This window comes from Bradyrhizobium sp. Ken51, from assembly GCF_055807435.1.
In genome coordinates this window covers 69,356-86,610 of the sequence record NZ_JBVVPB010000007.1, presented here as the reverse complement: position 1 = coordinate 86,610, position 17,255 = coordinate 69,356, and the positions used below count along the sequence as shown (strand labels likewise).

Annotated in this window: 21 protein-coding genes and 1 pseudogene; 9 read left to right on the top strand and 13 right to left on the bottom strand. The window is 63.1% G+C overall.

The features are described 5' to 3' along the window. Window positions 1-7: 7 nt before the first annotated feature. The 6 genes from AC0L27_RS14490 (at window position 8) to AC0L27_RS14465 (ending at window position 4,660) form a co-directional block, all read left to right on the top strand. Window positions 8-1,156, top strand: coding sequence for a hypothetical protein (locus AC0L27_RS14490; protein ID WP_473319518.1), 1,149 nt, complete (start codon window positions 8-10; stop codon window positions 1,154-1,156). A gap of 20 nt (window positions 1,157-1,176) precedes the next feature. After that, complete coding sequence (locus tag AC0L27_RS14485; RefSeq protein WP_473319515.1) at window positions 1,177-1,737, top strand: hypothetical protein; 561 nt, start codon at window positions 1,177-1,179, stop codon at window positions 1,735-1,737. Window positions 1,738-1,902: 165 nt separating this feature from the next. Beyond that, window positions 1,903-2,169 carry a hypothetical protein gene (locus tag AC0L27_RS14480; RefSeq protein WP_473319599.1) on the top strand — a complete coding sequence of 89 codons (267 nt, stop codon included), beginning with the start codon at window positions 1,903-1,905 and terminating at the stop codon, window positions 2,167-2,169. Window positions 2,170-2,257: 88 nt separating this feature from the next. Then, window positions 2,258-2,620, top strand: coding sequence for a response regulator (locus AC0L27_RS14475; RefSeq protein WP_473319513.1), 363 nt, complete (start codon window positions 2,258-2,260; stop codon window positions 2,618-2,620). A 121-nt stretch (window positions 2,621-2,741) separates the two neighbouring features. After that, the gene (locus tag AC0L27_RS14470) at window positions 2,742-3,533 is read left to right on the top strand and encodes an alpha/beta fold hydrolase (protein WP_473319511.1); all 792 of its coding nucleotides are present in this window, start codon (window positions 2,742-2,744) and stop codon (window positions 3,531-3,533) included. Continuing rightward, complete coding sequence (locus AC0L27_RS14465) at window positions 3,533-4,660, top strand: PAS domain-containing sensor histidine kinase (RefSeq protein WP_473319509.1); 1,128 nt, start codon at window positions 3,533-3,535, stop codon at window positions 4,658-4,660. Before AC0L27_RS14470 ends, AC0L27_RS14465 begins: the two co-directional genes overlap by 1 nt. 107 nt (window positions 4,661-4,767) lie before the next feature. On the opposite strand, the gene AC0L27_RS14460 is transcribed toward AC0L27_RS14465, so the two are convergent. Further along, window positions 4,768-4,974: a hypothetical protein gene (locus tag AC0L27_RS14460; RefSeq protein WP_473319507.1), complete on the bottom strand. Its 207-nt coding sequence runs from the start codon at window positions 4,972-4,974 to the stop codon at window positions 4,768-4,770. A 20-nt stretch (window positions 4,975-4,994) separates the two neighbouring features. Then, the gene (gene ku, locus AC0L27_RS14455; RefSeq protein WP_473319505.1) at window positions 4,995-5,924 is read right to left on the bottom strand and encodes a non-homologous end joining protein Ku; all 930 of its coding nucleotides are present in this window, start codon (window positions 5,922-5,924) and stop codon (window positions 4,995-4,997) included. A gap of 874 nt (window positions 5,925-6,798) precedes the next feature. Here ku and AC0L27_RS14450 point away from each other — a divergent pair. Then, window positions 6,799-7,695, top strand: a complete 897-nt coding sequence (locus AC0L27_RS14450; RefSeq protein WP_473319503.1) for a 3'-5' exonuclease — start codon at window positions 6,799-6,801, stop codon at window positions 7,693-7,695. Window positions 7,696-7,718: 23 nt separating this feature from the next. Here AC0L27_RS14450 and AC0L27_RS14445 read toward each other — a convergent pair whose 3' ends face one another. From AC0L27_RS14445 to AC0L27_RS14405, 9 genes and pseudogenes are all read right to left on the bottom strand, one after another. Beyond that, the gene (locus AC0L27_RS14445) at window positions 7,719-7,901 is read right to left on the bottom strand and encodes a DUF3606 domain-containing protein (RefSeq protein ID WP_473319502.1); all 183 of its coding nucleotides are present in this window, start codon (window positions 7,899-7,901) and stop codon (window positions 7,719-7,721) included. Window positions 7,902-8,256: 355 nt separating this feature from the next. Then, window positions 8,257-8,394, bottom strand: a complete 138-nt coding sequence (locus AC0L27_RS14440; protein WP_473319501.1) for a hypothetical protein — start codon at window positions 8,392-8,394, stop codon at window positions 8,257-8,259. Continuing rightward, entirely contained in the window at window positions 8,391-8,696 is a 306-nt protein-coding gene (locus tag AC0L27_RS14435; protein ID WP_473319499.1) for a hypothetical protein, read from the bottom strand. The genes AC0L27_RS14440 and AC0L27_RS14435 overlap by 4 nt, the downstream gene beginning before the upstream one ends. Before the next feature lie 34 nt (window positions 8,697-8,730). Continuing rightward, on the bottom strand, window positions 8,731-9,621 hold the full coding sequence (gene ligD, locus AC0L27_RS14430) for a non-homologous end-joining DNA ligase (protein ID WP_473319498.1): 891 nt from the start codon (window positions 9,619-9,621) through the stop codon (window positions 8,731-8,733). Between the two features lie 176 nt (window positions 9,622-9,797). Continuing rightward, the gene (locus AC0L27_RS14425; protein WP_473319497.1) at window positions 9,798-10,121 is read right to left on the bottom strand and encodes a hypothetical protein; all 324 of its coding nucleotides are present in this window, start codon (window positions 10,119-10,121) and stop codon (window positions 9,798-9,800) included. Between the two features lie 41 nt (window positions 10,122-10,162). Beyond that, complete coding sequence (locus AC0L27_RS14420; RefSeq protein WP_473319495.1) at window positions 10,163-10,462, bottom strand: hypothetical protein; 300 nt, start codon at window positions 10,460-10,462, stop codon at window positions 10,163-10,165. A 330-nt stretch (window positions 10,463-10,792) separates the two neighbouring features. Continuing rightward, window positions 10,793-11,227 (bottom strand): hypothetical protein, encoded by a 435-nt coding sequence (locus AC0L27_RS14415; RefSeq protein WP_473319494.1) that lies wholly within the window; start codon window positions 11,225-11,227, stop codon window positions 10,793-10,795. A gap of 200 nt (window positions 11,228-11,427) precedes the next feature. Further along, complete coding sequence (locus AC0L27_RS14410; RefSeq protein WP_473319492.1) at window positions 11,428-13,116, bottom strand: recombinase family protein; 1,689 nt, start codon at window positions 13,114-13,116, stop codon at window positions 11,428-11,430. Window positions 13,117-13,158: 42 nt separating this feature from the next. Further along, window positions 13,159-13,809: pseudogene (locus AC0L27_RS14405) on the bottom strand (magnesium chelatase domain-containing protein); the annotation flags it as partial. A 228-nt stretch (window positions 13,810-14,037) separates the two neighbouring features. Here AC0L27_RS14405 and AC0L27_RS14400 point away from each other — a divergent pair. Together AC0L27_RS14400 and AC0L27_RS14395 are read left to right on the top strand one after the other, a co-directional pair. Next, window positions 14,038-14,283 (top strand): PilZ domain-containing protein, encoded by a 246-nt coding sequence (locus tag AC0L27_RS14400; RefSeq protein WP_007598461.1) that lies wholly within the window; start codon window positions 14,038-14,040, stop codon window positions 14,281-14,283. Window positions 14,284-14,363: 80 nt separating this feature from the next. Then, window positions 14,364-15,149 carry a tetratricopeptide repeat protein gene (locus AC0L27_RS14395; protein ID WP_354205567.1) on the top strand — a complete coding sequence of 262 codons (786 nt, stop codon included), beginning with the start codon at window positions 14,364-14,366 and terminating at the stop codon, window positions 15,147-15,149. Between the two features lie 57 nt (window positions 15,150-15,206). Here AC0L27_RS14395 and AC0L27_RS14390 read toward each other — a convergent pair whose 3' ends face one another. Together AC0L27_RS14390 and AC0L27_RS14385 are read right to left on the bottom strand one after the other, a co-directional pair. Further along, on the bottom strand, window positions 15,207-16,496 hold the full coding sequence (locus AC0L27_RS14390; RefSeq protein WP_354205569.1) for a CpaE/TadZ family protein: 1,290 nt from the start codon (window positions 16,494-16,496) through the stop codon (window positions 15,207-15,209). Continuing rightward, window positions 16,493-17,227 carry a CpaD family pilus assembly protein gene (locus tag AC0L27_RS14385; RefSeq protein WP_354205571.1) on the bottom strand — a complete coding sequence of 245 codons (735 nt, stop codon included), beginning with the start codon at window positions 17,225-17,227 and terminating at the stop codon, window positions 16,493-16,495. Before AC0L27_RS14385 ends, AC0L27_RS14390 begins: the two co-directional genes overlap by 4 nt. Between the last annotated feature and the right edge of the window lie 28 nt (window positions 17,228-17,255).

The following is a 17,255-nucleotide window of genomic DNA, read 5'->3' as shown; positions in this document are numbered from 1 at the left end:
GAGTCCGGTGACCGGCTTCAACCACTACGCGGACTGCACCTGTGGCTGGTGCGTGAACTACGGCCGCATGTCCGGCTCGGACCGGCGCAGGCTCGAATCCGACATGCGCCGCCGGGACGCCATACGCGAGTTGAAGCAGGCGTCGGCGAGATCCATCTCGGGCTGCTACCTGAATCCGAACGCGAAGTGCCCGGTCTGCGGCGCTGGCGTGTTCTTCTATGCGAACGAACACGGCAGCCGGGTCTTCTTCGACGACCTCGGCCCGCCGTGGCCCAAGCACCCGTGCACCGACATCCCGCGCGAATACGTGCCGGCCAGCCGAACGCCCATACGGAGAACCCGCGGCTCGATGCAGGAATTGATATCGGCCGCCAACGTGGCGGGCCTGTTCGCCAACAAGGTATTCGGGCGGAGGGCCCCGGACGAATGGGCCATGCTGGTCGTCACCAAGGTCGAGCGCTCCGGCGACGACAACACCGTGACGGCGGAGTTCCTGGATTCGCGCGAAGGAGAAATGACGACTTTATCCTACCGCTCGGCAATTCCGGTCATGGAGTTCGGCGACTTCATCAACATGAAGGGAGACCAGGTCTCGTTCGTTCACCGGGGCTCACTTTGGCCAATCACTTTCACTGCCGGCGGGAACATCGATATTCCTGAGGGGTCGCCCCCCGATCCGGCTCCGGCGCCCGTTGCTGCTCCATCGACAGAACAACCTTCGCCGAAGGCGCGTCTGGTCCGCCGCGTCGAGAGGAAGCAGCAGGAATCCTGGGGTCCGATGACGGAATCCGAGATGGTCCACTTCAATTCGGACGTCGTTGGCCTCGGCGATCTGTTCGCGAAGCTCGAGCCGATCGTGAAGGCCTACGCTCGCGAACAAACGCGAAAACCGCCCGACGTGTCGCATCGGCTGAATGCCGAGGGCCACCGAACCGCCGCGGGTGAAGAGTGGACGCCCCGCCTCGTCCGATTCCTGTTGGCGCTCATGTTCAACGATTCCGGAAAGAACGCCAAACCAGCGGCGACATCCCGACCCACTCCGGGCCCTCGGCCCGAAGGTCCGAAGACGCCCGCCGTCGCGATGGACGACATGGACGAGATCGCCAGGCGGCTGTCTTCCCTGGGCCGGGTCACGATGAAGAAGAAGATCGATTGACGAGACCCGGAGCAGAAGCCATGACGCAGTATCCCGAACCCCACGTCCGCCGCGCCGTGCGAGTCCTTGCCGTGGTGGGCGAACTGCACCGACGCGGATACCAGAAACTGAGAGTGATGCCGTTCATGTCGCCGAGCGGAAACCACTGGCGCTGCTGGATTGGACCCGACACGCTCTTCTATCGGGATCACGGCGCCTTCCTGCGGGACTCGGATTTCAACGAGATGCAGTCGGAAAGTCTCAGCGCGCGCTACACGTCCGGAGACGAGAACCACTACTTCGGTTGGCAGGACGCGGAGGGCGACGACGCGAGATCCCTGGCCGACAAGTTCGTGATACGGTTTGCCAGGCTGGCCGGCGAGGGGGAGGGGTGGAGCTACACCTACGCGGGCTGGTACCAGCGGCTGCTGGGCCTGGCCGAACGCGGCTGGCTGCCGGTCGTCATCTCCGACGATAGCGAGTCGTCTTTGAAGAAGATCGTCCTGCAAGATCTCCGGCCTGCGGAGTGGCGAAGCGTACGCGACTCGAACCGGTCGTTGCCGCTTCCTCCTCCCGGCAAGCTCCAAGCCGAACTCGACTGAGGCGCCGCCGCACGACTGCGCCCCGAAGGTTCTGACAGCAGGCGCAACGGCGAGACGGAACACGTGGACAAGCCCGAGCCTCTGCATTTCGGAATCCCTGACCCGTGCTAACGGCCCGGAACGAGCCGGCGGTCTAAAGGATTCGTCATGGCAGGTGTCGTTTCGATGCTGATGACGAAGGACAGACGAAAGGCGACCCGGACGCTGCGCGGCTGGGCGATCCACGTGCTGCAGGAGGCGGGCGCCATCCACGAATGCGAGGAGCACGGCTGGGCCAAGGACCGCGCCGATCCCCATGCGCGGGACCACGCGCTGAATATCGCCAGGCAGCAGCCACCTGACGGCTTGTCCCCGGACCAGGCTGTCGTGGAAGTCCGCGAAGTGCTGGATTCGATCGGCGATACCTGCCCGGAGTGCCAGCCCGAGGAGTAGCCGTTCGACCAAGAACGGCAGCAGCGGAACCTCCCCGTACCTCAGACGTTCGAAACTGATTGCGAATCAAAGTCTTGAGGGTCGTCCGGTGCGTATACTTGTAGTCGAGGACGATCCGCTCGTTCGGGAATTCGTAGTCGAGGCGCTGCGGGACGAAGGCTGGAACGTGATCGAGGCCGGAGAAGGCGAGGAGGCACTGTCACTGTGCCGAACGAAACATCCGGACGTTCTCGTCACCGACATCAAGCTGCCCGGACGTATCGACGGTTGGCAGATCGCGGAGCGGTGCCGAGAGCGCGACCCGGGGCTCCCCGTGATCTACGTGACCGGCTTTTCCCCGGTCGAGGCCAGGCCGGTCCCGGATAGTCTGACACTCCACAAACCGTACCATCCGGACCGTATCGTCGAGGCCATCAGGACGATGGGCAAGGAAAGGCCGAGCTTCGGTTGAAATCCGAGACATCCCCCTTGCCCCCCCGGTACCCCAGCCGGTCCAGGAAGAGATCTGTTGGCGAGCCACTCGGCCGCGACTACGATGACAAAAACCTCCTGAAAAAAAGAAGAGGCTACCGATGTCGGGCGTGATCGAACGAAACAATGTCCACGTCCGGGGAGCCGGCAGCAGGGGGATGATGTTCGCTCACGGCTTCGGCTGCGACCAGAACATGTGGCGGTTTGTGGCGCCCGCTTTCGAGAAGGACTTCAAGACGGTGGTGTTCGACCACGTGGGCGCCGGCGGCTCCGATCTGTCGGCGTACGACCGGAGCAAGTATTCTAGCCTGGGCGGGTATGCGGACGACGTGGTGGAAATCGGCCGCGAGCTAGATCTCCAGGACGCCGTCTTCGTCGGTCATTCGGTCAGCAGCATGATCGGGGTGCTCGCCGCTCAGAAGGCGCCCGACATGTTCGGCAAGCTGGTGCTCATCGGCCCCTCCGCCCGCTACATCGACGACGAAGGCTATGTGGGCGGGTTCAGCGCAAAGCAGATCGAGGAGCTCCTTCAGTTTCTGGAATCCAACCATATGGGCTGGTCCGCGCAGATGGCGCCGGCGATCATGGGCAATCCGGATCGCCCAGAGCTTGGAGCCGAGCTCACCAACAGCTTCTGCCGAACGGATCCCGAGATCGCAAAGGCATTCGCCCGCGTGACCTTCACCTCCGACAACCGCAAGGATCTGCCGGGCGTCAGCGTTCCGACCCTGGTCCTGCAATGTAGCGAGGACATCATCGCGTCCCAGGAGGTCGGGGACTACGTGAACCGCAGCATTCCAAAAAGCCGGATGATCGTTTTGAAGGCGACCGGCCATTGTCCCAACCTCAGCGCGCCCGACGAAGTCGTCGATGCGATGCGGACCTTTGTCTAGTGGACGACTCCGCTCCCGACTTCCAGGATCTGATCGAGAATGCACCCTGCGGCTACATCACCGTGCAGGCGAACGGCCGCGTCGAACAGGTGAACCGGACCTTCCTGGAGTGGAGCGGGCATTCCGCGGAGCAGATGATCGGGAAGCGCTTCAGCGATTTCCTCACGATCCCGGGCCGCATCTACTATGAGACGCACATCATGCCCCTCCTGCGGATGCAGGGCTCCTTCCACGAATTCGCCATAGACATGCTCGCTGCGGACGATACCCCGCTGCAGATGATCGCGAACGCGAACGAGCGCCGCGATCCGGACGGGAAGCTGCTGCTGATACGTCTTGCGCTGATCAAGGCGACGGATCGGCGGCGCTACGAACAGGAGCTTCTGGCCGCCCGCGAGCTGGCGGTCACCGCCGAGAAGGCGACCAAGGAAGTGCTGCGCCTCGAGCATCAGAGTTCCGAGTTGCGCGAGCAGTTCATCGCCGTGCTCGGCCACGACCTTCGCAATCCGCTCGCATCCATCAGCGCCGGCGCGCGCATCCTCGACCGGACCGCGCAGAGCGAAAAAGAGCACCAGATCATCGCAATGATGCAGACCACGATCATGCGGATGGCTGCGATGATCGACAACGTGCTCGACTTCGCGCGCGGTCGGCTGGGCGGCGGCATCGCTCTGGAAACAGATGCCGACAAGCCGCTCGAACCGGTCCTGACGCAGGTCGTCGATGAGCTCCGACTGGCCTCCGCGGGGCGGGAAATCCAAACCGACTTCGCAATGGATCGGCCGGTACCATGCGATCGCACCCGTATCGGCCAGCTCCTGTCCAACCTTCTGGGCAATGCTCTGACGCACGGAGCGGCAAACAAGCCCGTCGTCGTTCATGCAGCTACGGCCGGCGCCACGTTCGAGCTTTGGGTCTCCAATGCAGGAGAGCCTATCCCGCCTGACACGATGGATAAGCTGTTCGAGCCGTTTTTTCGCGGGAAGGCGCGGGCGAGCCGCCAAGGACTGGGTTTGGGTCTCTACATCGCATCCCAAATCGCCAAGGCGCATGCAGGAACTCTGACCGTGACCTCATCGCCCGAGGAGACCCGATTCCTGTTCTCGATGCCGCTAGAGCCCGCATGAGATCTGCTCGAAACCGCGGCGGATCGGCGGGGGTTGCCCCTGCTTAGGGGCGCAGTCGCTCGAAAGATCGTTAGAAGACACTACCAGCCGGCGGGCACCGCTCTCAGTCACCGACGGCGGCTAAACCACATTCCGAGCACGAAGGCGACGGCCAACGATTGGAGCGGCGCCTCGACGGTAGCCTTCCGGAGTCTATCCGCCCAACCGGCGGCAGCGTCTTGAATCGATCGCGGCCGACGCGCTTCTGCGGCCTGCTCCTGCTCGTTCACCAGCCCGGAGGCTTCCGTCATGGCCGAGGCTTCCTTGATATCCATGCCGCTCTCCTAATCTTGGGTCACGCGGACCTTCGCTGCGGCTTGCCCGCGGGCATCTTTGCCCCTGCTTCCTTCGCCGGCTTCTTGCCCGCGATCGGCATTAGCATTTCCTTCTGGCCGGCCGCAGCCTTCTTCGCCTTCTTGGCCGGCTTCTTCGAAGACTTGCTCTCCGTCGCCGCGCCGCCGACGCTTTTGCGCAACGCGTCCATCAGATCGACGACGTTCTCGCCTTTCGGCCGATCCTTCGGCACGATCGGTTTGCCGGCGCGCTTCTGGTTGATGAGCTCGACCAGGGCCGTTTCGTACTGGTCCTCGAACTTGTCGGGCTCAAAGTTACCGGCCTTCTGCTCGACAATATGTCGGGCGAGATCGAGCATGTCCTTTGTGACTTTGACGTCCTGGATCTCGTCGAAATATTCGGCCGGATCGCGGACTTCGTAAGGGTAGCGCAGCAGCGTCCCCATCAGACCCTTGTCGAGCGGCTCCAGCGCGATGATGTGCTCGCGGTTGGTCAGCACCACGCGACCGATAGCCACCTTGTGCATCTCCCGGATGGTCTCGCGGATCACCGCGAATGCGTCGTGCCCGACCTTGCCATCCGGACGCAGGTAGTAGGGGCGGATCAGGTAACGCGGATCGATCTCGGTGCGGTCGACAAACTCGTCGATCTCGATGGTCCGGGTGGATTCCAGGGCGACGTTCTCGAGCTCCTCCTTCGTCACCTCGATGAAGGTGTCGGTATCGACCTTGTAGCCCTTCACGATGTCCTCGTTGGGGACCTCGTCGCCGGTGTCGGCGTCGACCTTGAGGTACTTGATGCGATGACCGGTCGCCCGGTTCAGCTGGTTGAAGCTGATCTTCTCGGACTCGGAGGTGGCAGGGTACAGCGCCACCGGGCAGGTGACGAGCGAGAGCCTCAGAAAGCCTTTCCAATTGGCGCGGGGGGCCATGATACGCGGAACTCCGTTGAGGTGGCTCCGATTCAAGACGACTGCCGGTGCTTGGTTCCGACACGGCACGCCCGGTCCACAGTCTCATCTTTTTGATCGTGCGAGGGCATCTCTCCGTGTTGATGAAGGCGAGAGCGGTACGCTGAATGAGATTAGGCAAGACGGCTAAGCGTCTGAAGCGGTCCGTTGCGCGCGGCAGGTCAGCTAGGGCCTATGACAGGGGCCTATCTGCTCGCTTCGCGATCAACTCCGCCCGGGCCGATGCCGAGTCGGCCCGTGCAAGCCGGAGACGTGCGCGTTGTTCTCTCAAAGCGGAGAGAAGCGCGCGGGCCTCATCGCGCAACCTGCTACTGTCCTCCCGCGCGATCTGCAATTTGGCAAGTAGCGAATCTTCCATTCCGGCATTGGGGGCAAGCTGGTTGGTTCCCGCATTTAGCTAGTTTAAAAAAAGCGGCCCCGTCGGCCCTCATGCCACTATCGGAGTGACCCGCGCGTGAAATAGATCATGGCACCCGCAACGCCCAAGAGTAGAGCCGAACCGCCGCAGAGAAGCAGAATGGCCATTGGCGGAATCCTTGTCCTTGGCCCGCAAAACTTCGCCGGCTGACGCGCGTTCCTAATCTCTCGTCCGCCCCCTTTGGAAGAGCTCGCTGGGCACACTCCGTGCGGGTCACAAGCCGCCGAACGCCGCGGCGCAGGCAGAATAAAGCCGGTCGCCCCCGCACGCCACACGCTCCTGGGACGTGACAACCTCAACGCGGCTCAATTGAAGTCGGCACACCTGAAAACGCCGTGAATTCCCTGTTTTCCCGGTACCTCGTGAAGCCATCCTGTGTCACACCGGTCCGCGAACACAGCGCTGCATTGGGAATCGATGCTTCAGGACACTACCGATCTGGCCGCGATGGCCGATACTTTGGCCAGGTCACCGGACTACCGCGTGCTGCGCCGCCTGGTGCCGCGGCCGACGTCAATGCCGGCGTCAGGGCGGGAAACCCGGACCGGCATCCTGCTCGACACCGAGACGACCGGCCTCGATCACGCCATGGACGAGATCATCGAGCTCGGCATGGTCAAGTTCGAATACACCCCGGATGGTCGCATCGTCGGCGTCCGCGACACGTTCTCCGCCTTCAACGAGCCGTCAGAGTCCATCTCGGCCGAGATCACCGGGCTGACCGGCATCACCAACGATATGGTCGCTGGTCACAGATTCGATGATGCCGCCGTGACCGCCTTCGTGGAAGGTGCCGTCATCGTTATCGCCCACAACAGCGGCTTCGACAGAAAATTCGCCGAACGCTACTGGCCCGTGCTTGAGCACAAGGCTTGGGGCTGCAGCATGAGTCAGATCGACTGGCGCCACCACGGCTTCGCCGGCGCGCAACTCGGCTACCTGCTGCACGGAGCCGGATATTTTCACCAGGCCCACAGGGCCGTAGACGACTGCCACGCTTTGCTGGAGATCCTCGACTTCACGCTCCTGACGACCGGCGCGCCGGCGCTCGCGGTCCTGCTCGATAGGGCACGCCGGAAGACGGTCCGTATCTGGGCCGAGCAGTCGCCGTTCGAGCTAAAGGATTCGCTGAAGAAGCGCGGGTACCGATGGAACGACGGCAGCGACGGTCGGCCGAAGTCCTGGCACATCGACGTCTGCGAGACCGCGCTCGATGACGAGCTCACGTTCCTGCGGACCGAAATCTACCTGCGGGACGTCGAGCCGCGGCTGCAGACGCTGACCGCGTTTACCCGCTTTTCCAGCCGCGTCTGACGAGTTTGCTTGGCCGCCTCTGCCTAGCGGGCGAGACGCTTCTCGACACGCTTGCGGCTGTTGCCGACCTTCTTCACGGCCTTCTTCACCGCCGACGCCGAGCGGCCGGTCTTCTTGGATTCGTATCGCACTTCGTAGTCCTGGCCTTTAGCCACTCGGGCGCGGTCCTGTTTCCGACCACGACCGGTCTTCTTCTTCGCCACCATCTGCTTCTCCTTCCGGGAGTCTGATGGCGGTGCAACGCTTGAAGGATTCGCGGGGTTCCCCAAAGAAGCTGTTGGCGGGCCTGATCGAACCACCGTCAGCGACGCAGCATTCGCTGGCGACATGGATGCCCTATCCCTAATCTGCCCAATGCCAGTCAGCGGCCGCTTGGGTGGTCATGCATGATCGGAGCCCATCCGTCGAGCAATAGGCCGTCCAAGCCACGACGCCTTCATCCCATTTCGTCCCGTAGTTCGCGAAACATCGGCGCCCACCGAGGATTCCATTCAAACATCTGGTCATTGACTTAGTCATGGACGCGACGCGGCATATCGGGACCGAATGCATCCATCGGATTCATGGGGGATGACCTGGGCCGACGTCCTTTGGCGTGTTCTTTTTTTCGGCGACGCCGCGGGGACCGAGCTCTTCGGGCTGGATGTCATCTTCGCAGCGCTCGGGCTCGACGCCATTCATCGGCTCGTCGGGCATCATTCCATCCGTGCCTTGTCCTTCAGGTCGCGGATCCGGATCTCAGCCTCCTCTTTCGAGGTGACGATCTCCGATTCATCCGGCACCCGCGCTATCGCGCTGAGCCTCTTGAGTTCGGCGATTTGTTCTGCGGTGGGCTTTTCCATTTTCGATTCCTCGACCGCCTGCACGACGGCTTCGTCGTCGAGCACGTCCAGCAGCTGATTTATGGTCCGCTCGCAATCTCTCGGACCAGGCTCAACATACCTGGCCAGAATGCTCTGTGCCTCCGCCAAGGCCTTCGAAACTCGCCTTTCCGGATCCATGACTGGTACTCCACACACGCGCACGAAAACGCGGCTATGAACGGCGCGTTCCTTTGCTCAGCCCTTTGAAGGAGCTGGCGCGCAGAAGACCTTCCGAGGTGATGTCACGGTATTCGATGTCGGCATAAAACTTGGGCTCCACCCAGGTTGCCTTTGGCTTCCGAATGGTCTTCGTCAGCTTCTGCTTTGGACTGACTACGGTATCGAGCGCCTTGCGAATTTGCGCCGAGGTCGTCCGGCTCCATCCCGTGCCGACTTTCCCCATGTAGACCAGGTCCTTGCCTTCCCTCTTGCCCAGATAAAGCGCGGCCACGCCGGACGGGTCCTTGATGAAGCCGACCACGGGGAATTTGCCCTTTTGAACGACCTTGATCTTCTGCCAGACCTCAACCCGCTCCGAGCGATAGGGCGCATCGACGCGCTTGGAGACAATGCCCTCGTAGTTCAACCTGCTGGCCGCGGCGAACAGATCCTGACCGTCCCCTTCGTGATGCTCGCTGTAGAAGACGGGGTCCTCGAGCTTGTGCACCTCAAGCAGCTCCTTGAGCAGCTTCTTCCGCTCAATCTGCGGCTCCCTGCGTAGGTCTTTACCGCCGAGCCACAGCAGGTCGAATGCGAAGTAGATCAGACGGTCCTGATCGCCCCTGCCGAGGTCTGCCTGCAGCTCGGAGAAGTTCGTGCGTCCCTCATGAATGACGACAACCTCGCCGTCGACGATGGCCTGCCCTTCGATATCGAAGGCCCCAGCTATTCTTGAGAATCTGTTGATCCAGTTGTGGCCGTTGCGCGTGTAGGCTCGGCGATCGTCGCCGTCGATCCGCAGCTGGATGCGATAGCCGTCGTATTTGATTTCGTGAATCCATTGGGATCCCGAAGGCGCCTTCAGCTTCAGGGTCGCTAGTTGGGGCCCAATGAAGCCCGGCATGGTAGGGACCTCGGGCTGTTTCGCCCGAGGCGCCTTTGTACGCTTTGCCACTACGCAACTCACAAAAACCCACCGGCGGGTTGGGGCCGGCGGTGGGCCGTCTACCTACCTTGATCAACGAGTCTGGCAACTTCGACGGTCGTCAGCGGTTCCGATGGATTGCGTCGGTGTCGAAGTCAGATGGCTTGAAGAGCGACCTTCTCGCGGGCGGTGCCGCCTGCCTTCTTCCAGGTCTCGTGACGGTGCGAGGCCGCCCCGAAGGCGATAGCCATGGCCTCGGCCACGGCGTAGCGGGTCTTGCCGGCGTCGAATAGCCGGTAGCAGATCTCGACGCCGCGCGGCGTCAGCTTGCCATCGGCGGTCTTGTTGCGAGGGTCCTTCGGGTCGAATTCCAGGGTCTGCGGCTGGACAAGTCCGCGGAGGCGTTCGAGGTCCGACTGGATGCTGTCGATGAGACGGACGATGTCGGCGGTGGGGGTGGGGGGCGTGGCAGTCAACATGTTCTCGGGACTCCTCAGGCTGCAGGGAAAATGAAGCTGCGTCAGGCGGCCATGCCGAGCCGCTGGACGTACGTCGAGCCGCGGGTGAACTGGCACTCGTTGACCTTGATAGGGACGTCGTACTGGTCGTGGGCGTAGCCGATGCCTTCGAGCACCTGCCGCTGCAGCTTGCCCATGGTGGTCTTCTCGGCATCGGTCATGTCCGGGAACTCGGCGTTGACGAACGGCGTCGTGCCAGCGTGAGGGGGCACACCGGCGCCGATCGAGGCAGTCATGGCATTGCGGACGTCGTCCCGGGCGAAGAAGTCCAGCACGCGGGTGGTGAAGTTGGGCGAAAGCATGGGTAATCTCCTGATTCAGTAATCCTGTAAGGGAAGTGCGCCCGTCTTTAGGTAACCTCTAACGAACGTCAAGCAGAATCTTTCGGTAAGTGTGTAAAGAAGGAGCGGTATCGCAAGCACGGTGCTCAGGATGGTTTTCCAGTCGACGGAACCGACCTCGGCTGGCTCGAACGACTGCCAGCCTTTCAAGGTCACCGAGAAGAAAGGCCGGCGCACAGGTACGGCCAAATTTCGCAAGGCCGTCCGGCCTTCGAGAGAGCCCCGCTGGGGCTCGAAGAGGGAAATCGCGAGGTTGGAGAGGGTCGACGAGTTCGAGGGCGCCGGACAGGGCTATTTCCGCCGGCTCAGATTGCCGATCATGTCGTTGATGAACGCCCGGAGTTCGGCCCTGTCGATCACCCACGCGGGAACGGCTGCCCCGTCGCCGGAGGCCTCGAGGATCAACGTGCTTTCGATCAGGCCCATCTTCCTGATCCGGTCCATGACCCAGTTCGGCACGCCGTCTGCCGGCATGTTGTGACTGGGCGTCCCATCCCTATGCAGCACGGCATAGTCATTGCCCTTGAACCTGATGTGCGTGTGCGTCGTCGTTGGATCGTGGTGGGTGCGATCCTGCCGGACGCTCCACTTCTTGTCGATATCCCAAGTCTTGCCGCCTTCGATCAGATAGCTCGCGTTCGCCGCGGCTTGCAGGTCCCCGTATTCGTAGATCACCAGGACCTGCGGTCGTCTGCGGCGGGCCATGAATTCCTTGAAGGACATCATGAGAGTTCGTTCTCGCTTTGCTTGACGGTCTTGTGCGACCGCCAGCTGCAGGTTTGGCCTGCTGCAGCGTCACGACGGAGCGGTGGACACGCTTTTGCACGTAATCGCGGCCGACTTCCCGCGCAAACCGCCCTTCAGAATTGACGGCGCGTGCCTCGGCCTGGCGTCGCGGGCGACATCGGGCCGTATTTGCCCCGCGCTCACGCAAAGCGCGGACTGACAATCCCCTTGCCGCCACCGAGATCGGCCAGCTCCTCCGGATCGTCTCCGAAGAACCGGTGGTACAGGAAGAAGCGTTCGACCTTATCGATCACGCGAACTTCGACGAATCTCGACGGCAACAACCCTTTTCGGCGCCTGGGCTTCTCCGGTAGCTCGATCAGACCCACCATGGCGTGTGGGTGAAACACGACCTCATAGAACGCGGCCCTCATCTGCTGGATGAAGGCGACCCGAAGCGCCGTCCTTTCCTTTTCGGGCGCACTGGCCAGCTTCGCGACCAAAGCGCCTACAGAGCTGATGGCTGCTCGGGTGCCCGCAAGACTCGGCCGGTCCCGCTCGGCTTTCGCGATGATCTCGCGCGCCCTCTGCTTGTCTTGGATCTGCTCGAGCAGGCTTTCCGCCCGTTTTTTGAGTTCGGGAGCCAAAACGCTGTCCTCGTTGTCGACAAGGAGATCGAATGTCCTTTGCTTCCTTGCGGTCAGTTCGGCAATCTGCATGTCGCACCGCTCCAGGGGAGACGGTCCGGTCCGCTTATCCGAGGGTTCGAACGCCTCGGACACGCGCCTAGGATCGATCTGGTGGAGGAGGTGCCTCTCGACCTCCTTCGCATTCCACAGCCGCTTGTTGTCGCACTCGTGTTCGCGCACCGCGGCCGAGCAGACGTAGTACCGGCCGCCCTTGGGCGGGGGGCCCTTGTTCAGAAACAGCATCCTTTTGCCGCAGCTACAGTGCGCGAGACCGCGGAGGAGGTTTGCCGCCTCGGCGCTTGGCCGGCCACCTGCGTTCTTGCAGCGGACAGCCACGGCGGCATTGGCCCGATTCCAGAGGGCTTCGTCGATCACTGCCGGATAGTAGCCCTTGATGGGGTCGCCGTCCGGGATTCGGTTTCCGTCTTCGTCCCGGCGATGCGGCTGGTATTCGCCGACCGTCGTGCGGCTCCGGATGATCTTGATCACGGACGACGGCTGCCAGCCGGACTGAGAGAGAAAGGAAGGCACGTCACCACGATTCAGATTCTTGACGATTGCCCTGCGCCCTAATCCTTGCTCCGTTTGCTCGAATATCTGACGGACGGCCGCGGCCTTCTTGTCATCCGGCGTGAACGTCCGCCGGCCGGTCGCGTCTCGCTCGCAGATGAGCCATCCGGGAATCCGGTCCGTTAGGGGGACGGACTTTTCGCGCGCAGCTAGGCGTTTCCGCGCCCACACCGCCGCCACCCGCTGGCCCTTCAGAGCGGACTCTTCGTTGGCCCGGGTCATCACCATGAGGGTGATCAACAGCATCGACCGGTCCTGCTTCATGGTCGCCTTGGTATAGAGCTTCCGGTCCGACAGCGTCAGGATTCCGATGCCCTTCTTGATGATGGCCAGAAAGACCATCAGGGCATCTTCGGGCTCCTGACGCGACATGCGGTCCAGGCTCTCCAGGATCAGGACTGATCCCTTCGGCAACTGGTCAGCAGCGACATCGCGAAGGAACTCCGCGAATTGACCGCGCTTGACGTTGGCGCCGCGGTAACTGCTGACACCGAGGTCTTTCCAGGTCTTCGCTATTACATAGCCTTCTTTTTCGGCCCACTCCTGCGCCATCACGCTCTGACGTTCGAAGCTGTCTCCCCGTGCCTGCTCGGGAGACGAAAAACGGATGTAGGAAAATGCCTTGTTCATGATTAGATATTAGTCGATTCAAGTTGTCCTTCAGTAAATGTAGCCTCTTCTCAGCAGGTGATGGCCGCCGGCGGCCGCGATCTCCAGCGCCCGCTTGGCGCTCTCCTGGCCCTTGATGTCGCGCAGGTCGAGCGGCGAGCTTGCTGCTTCATGCACCTTCGGCACCGGCCGCGACAGCACCTGCGTTCCCTTGAAATGGTTGGCGATCTGGATCAGTGAACTTGCGGCGATGATCTGGATGTCCGGGCTCGCCCACGCCGCTTCCGAGCCGCAAGCCGCCGGGCAGATCAGCCCCTCCTCGCGCACATTGGCGCCGATCGCGGCGGGAAGGACCCCGGCCACCGGCGCAATCGATCCGTCGAGGCCAAGCTCACCCAGAACGGTGAAGCCGGTCAGCGCATCCGGGGGGATCGCGCCGATCGCTCCCATCAGCCCGAGCGCGATCGGCAGGTCATAATGGCTGCCCTCCTTGGGCAGATCGGCGGGCGCGAGATTGACGGTGATCCGCCGCGCCGGCAGCGCCAGCCCCGAGGCGATCAGCGCCGAGCGGACCCGCTCGCGCGCTTCCGACACCGCCTTGTCCGGGAGACCGACGATCGCGAAGGCCGGCAGACCCGGCGCGACCTGCACCTGCACGTCGACCGCGCGGGCCTCGATCCCCTCAAAGGCGACGGTAGAAACCCGCTGAACCATGCCCGAACCAGCCTGCCCTTTTGCGCAATTCGGGGTAGCAGAGCGCACCCCTCATGGCAAGAACAATACGGGAACGTGCCGAGGGGGGCCGCAAGGCCCTAACCCATCGTAAACACGACGAAGACACTACGCCTCGAATGCAAACTGCTCTGCTCAGCACATTCCAACGAATGTCCGCTACTCCTAGGGCTGCGGGATGGGCCGTGGTCTAACGGGTGAACAATTCAAATGCTTGCAAATCGCCGGAGAAGCGAACGAAGGATGTGCACGCGGCTCGCCAAGATTCATTTTGGCGCGGGTTCGCTGCCGCGGGACTGCACGATCACGGATATTTCGGATGGCGGCGTGAAAGTCGTCGCGGAATTTCTGGAAGTGCCGCCGCAATTCACCATCATCTTCGCGCCCGACTATTCCCGCCAGTGCCGCCTGCGCTGGCGCATCGGCTGCGAGTTCGGCGCTGAATTCACCGACTGAGCTATCGGAAGCGGCCCGCCTTAACGGGACTTTAGCGTTAATCGGTAAGCATCTCTGATCAGTCGCCGAGTGATCAGAGTATGTCCAAGCGTTCGTCCGTCGCCTCTCCTCCGGCGAGATATCTGTTTTCCGCGCTTCTGATCCTGGCCCTCGGCGGCTGTCAGACCACCGGCATCGAGGACGTCACCGGCGCGCTCGGCGGAAAGTCGGAAACGGCTGGCAGGGCCGAGGCCAAGCCGGAAGCAAGGCCGGACATGGATGCGCTGCGCGAGCGCTATCGCGCCAAGCCTGGCGATCCCAACGTCGCACTCGAATACGGCAAGGCGTTGCGCCAGACCGGCCAGCGCGCGCAGGCGCTCGCGGTGCTGGAGCAGGCCGTGCTCGCCCATTCCACCAACAAGGCGCTGCTCGCCGGCTATGGCCGCGCGCTTGCCGACAGCGGCAGTTTCCAGCAGGCGTTCGACGTCCTCGGCCGCGCGCATTCGCCCGAGGATCCCGACTGGCATATCCTGTCGGCGCAGGGCGCCGCGCTGGATCAGCTCGGTCGCAACGAGGAGGCGCAGCAATACTACGCCGCCGCGCTGAGGATCGTGCCGGACGAGCCGTCGGTGCTGTCCAATCTCGGACTGTCGTACATGCTGCAGAACAATCTGCCGCGGGCAGAGGAAACGATGCGCCGGGCGCACGAGCGCAATCCCACCGATTCCCGCGTGCGCGCCAATCTCGCGCTCGTGCTGGGACTGCAAGGAAAGCAGGCCGAGGCCGAAACCATGGTGAAGGCGGACCTGCCGCCGGATCAAGCGGCGGCAAAGGTCACGGCGCTGCGGCAGTTGCTGGTGAAGAAGCAGCAGCGGGCCGAGAAGTAACCCGCCCGCGCGCGTGTCAGGATGTCTTGGTCAGAACGCCTCGATCAGGATCCTTGGTCAGGACGCCTTGCGATGCGGGGCTGACCCGCGCCCCGACCTGCCCTTCAGCCTCTTCAGCAGCGGCCCGAGCAGCGAACGCTTCGGCTTCTTCACCTCGCCGCGCCCGGCGAGGCGGTTCGCCATGTTCTGGAACAGCTCGGTGGTGCGGTGGCTCTTGGAGACCTCCGCGATCATCTGGCCGTTGTTGGCCGCGGTCGAGAACAGCTTCGAATCGAACGGGATCACCGCGATCGGCTGGCTCTCCATGGTCTTGGCGAATGCCTTGACCTCGATCTCCGCCCGCTTGGGCATGCCGACCTGGTTAATGCAGTAGAGCGGTGGCCGGTCGTTCGGCCGCGCCGCCTTCAACACGTTCAGCATGTTCTTGGTGTTGCGCAGGTTCGCAAGATCGGGCTCGGCCACGATCACGATGTCGTCCGCGTTGACCAGCGCACGCCGCGTCCAGCCCGACCATTGGTGGGGAACGTCGAGCACGATGCAGGGCGTGGTCATGCGCAGCGTGTCGAACACCGCGTCGAAGGCCTCCGCGCCGAAATCGTAGACGCGGTCAAGGGTGGCGGGCGCAGCAAGGAGGCTGAGACGCTCGGTGCATTTGGAGAGCAGGCGCTCCATCAGGGCCGTGTCCGGCCGATCCTGCGACAGCACCGCATTGGCGATGCCCTGCGCCGGGTCCTGGTTGTAGTCGAGACCCGCGGTGCCGAAGGCGAGGTCGAGATCGATCACGACGGAATCGAGCGCGAGGTCGCGGGCGATGGTCCATGCCACATTGTGCGCGACAGTGGAGGCGCCGACACCGCCCTTGGCGCCGACCACCGCGATGACGCGGCCAGTGATGATGGTTTCGGATGCCGAGAACAGGCTGCAGATCGAGCGGACGACGTCGAGCGTTTCGACCGGTCCCACCACATAGTCGTTGACGCCGCGGCGGACCAGCTCGCGATAGGGCGCGGTGTCGCTGGGATTGCCGATCACGACCACACGGGTGCCGGGATCGCAGACGCCGGCGAGATCGTCGAGGCCCTCGAGGATGTCGCGCGTGCCGTCGGATTCGATCACGATGACGTTCGGCGTCGGCATCGTTTCATAGACTTCGATGGCCGCAGCGAGGCCACCGTCCTTGGCGGTGAGATGCGCCTTGGCGAGACGGCGATCCTGCCCGGCCGCGGTCACCGCGGCGAGCGTCTGCTCGGTCTCGCAAAAGGCCTGCACGGAGATGCGAGGAACCGGCGCAATGTGTTCCTCGGGGTGCTGCGGATCGTCCGCTTCTTCGTCGTGGACGCGTGTCATCTGCCTGTGTCGCTGAGTTTGGCCTTGTCGGCGTCTGGATTCATGGTCGCGATCGGCGTCCCCTTGCGATAGCGCTCGAAGGCCATGTCACGCCGTGCGTTATAGGCGGGCGTCTCGGACCGCGGCTGCTCGAGGTCGGCCGGATTGTCGATCATTGCCGCGAGGTTGCGCTGGTTGGCGCAGCCCAGATTGAAATAGGGCCGGTTCTCGTTGTAGCCGGGGTCGAGGATGGAGGGGCCGATATCTTCCGGCCACAGCCCGCAGGGGCCGGCGACCGCGGCGATCCGGGAATAGCTCAGGCGGATGGTGGGCAGCAGTCCGGGATCCTCGGGCCGATAGGGATGCTGGACGATGGCACGCGCGGGCACGCCGCCGGATGCGAGCACGGAACGGATCTCGTGATAGGTCGCTGCCGCCGCGCGCGAATTCGCGGCGTGGACGGGGACGTCGACGACGACCGAGCCGGTGCCTTCGCGCACCCAGTCCCGGGCAATGCCGGCGACGTCCGCATGCTGCGCGGCCGAGAGGCCGCCGCGAGCCTTGCCGACGAAGATCACGATCGACTTCTTGGCTTCCTCGACCGCGATCGGGTGACGCTGGCGATAGTCGGTCGGCACCGTCTGGGTGACGATCTCGCCGGTGGTGTTGCAGGCGCCCAGCATGACGGAGAGCCCCGTCAGCGTCAGCGCGACGCTCAACTTGTGACGTCGCTCGGCCATGGTCTTCGTCATCGCTTTATCCCCTCTTGCCCCGTCTCTT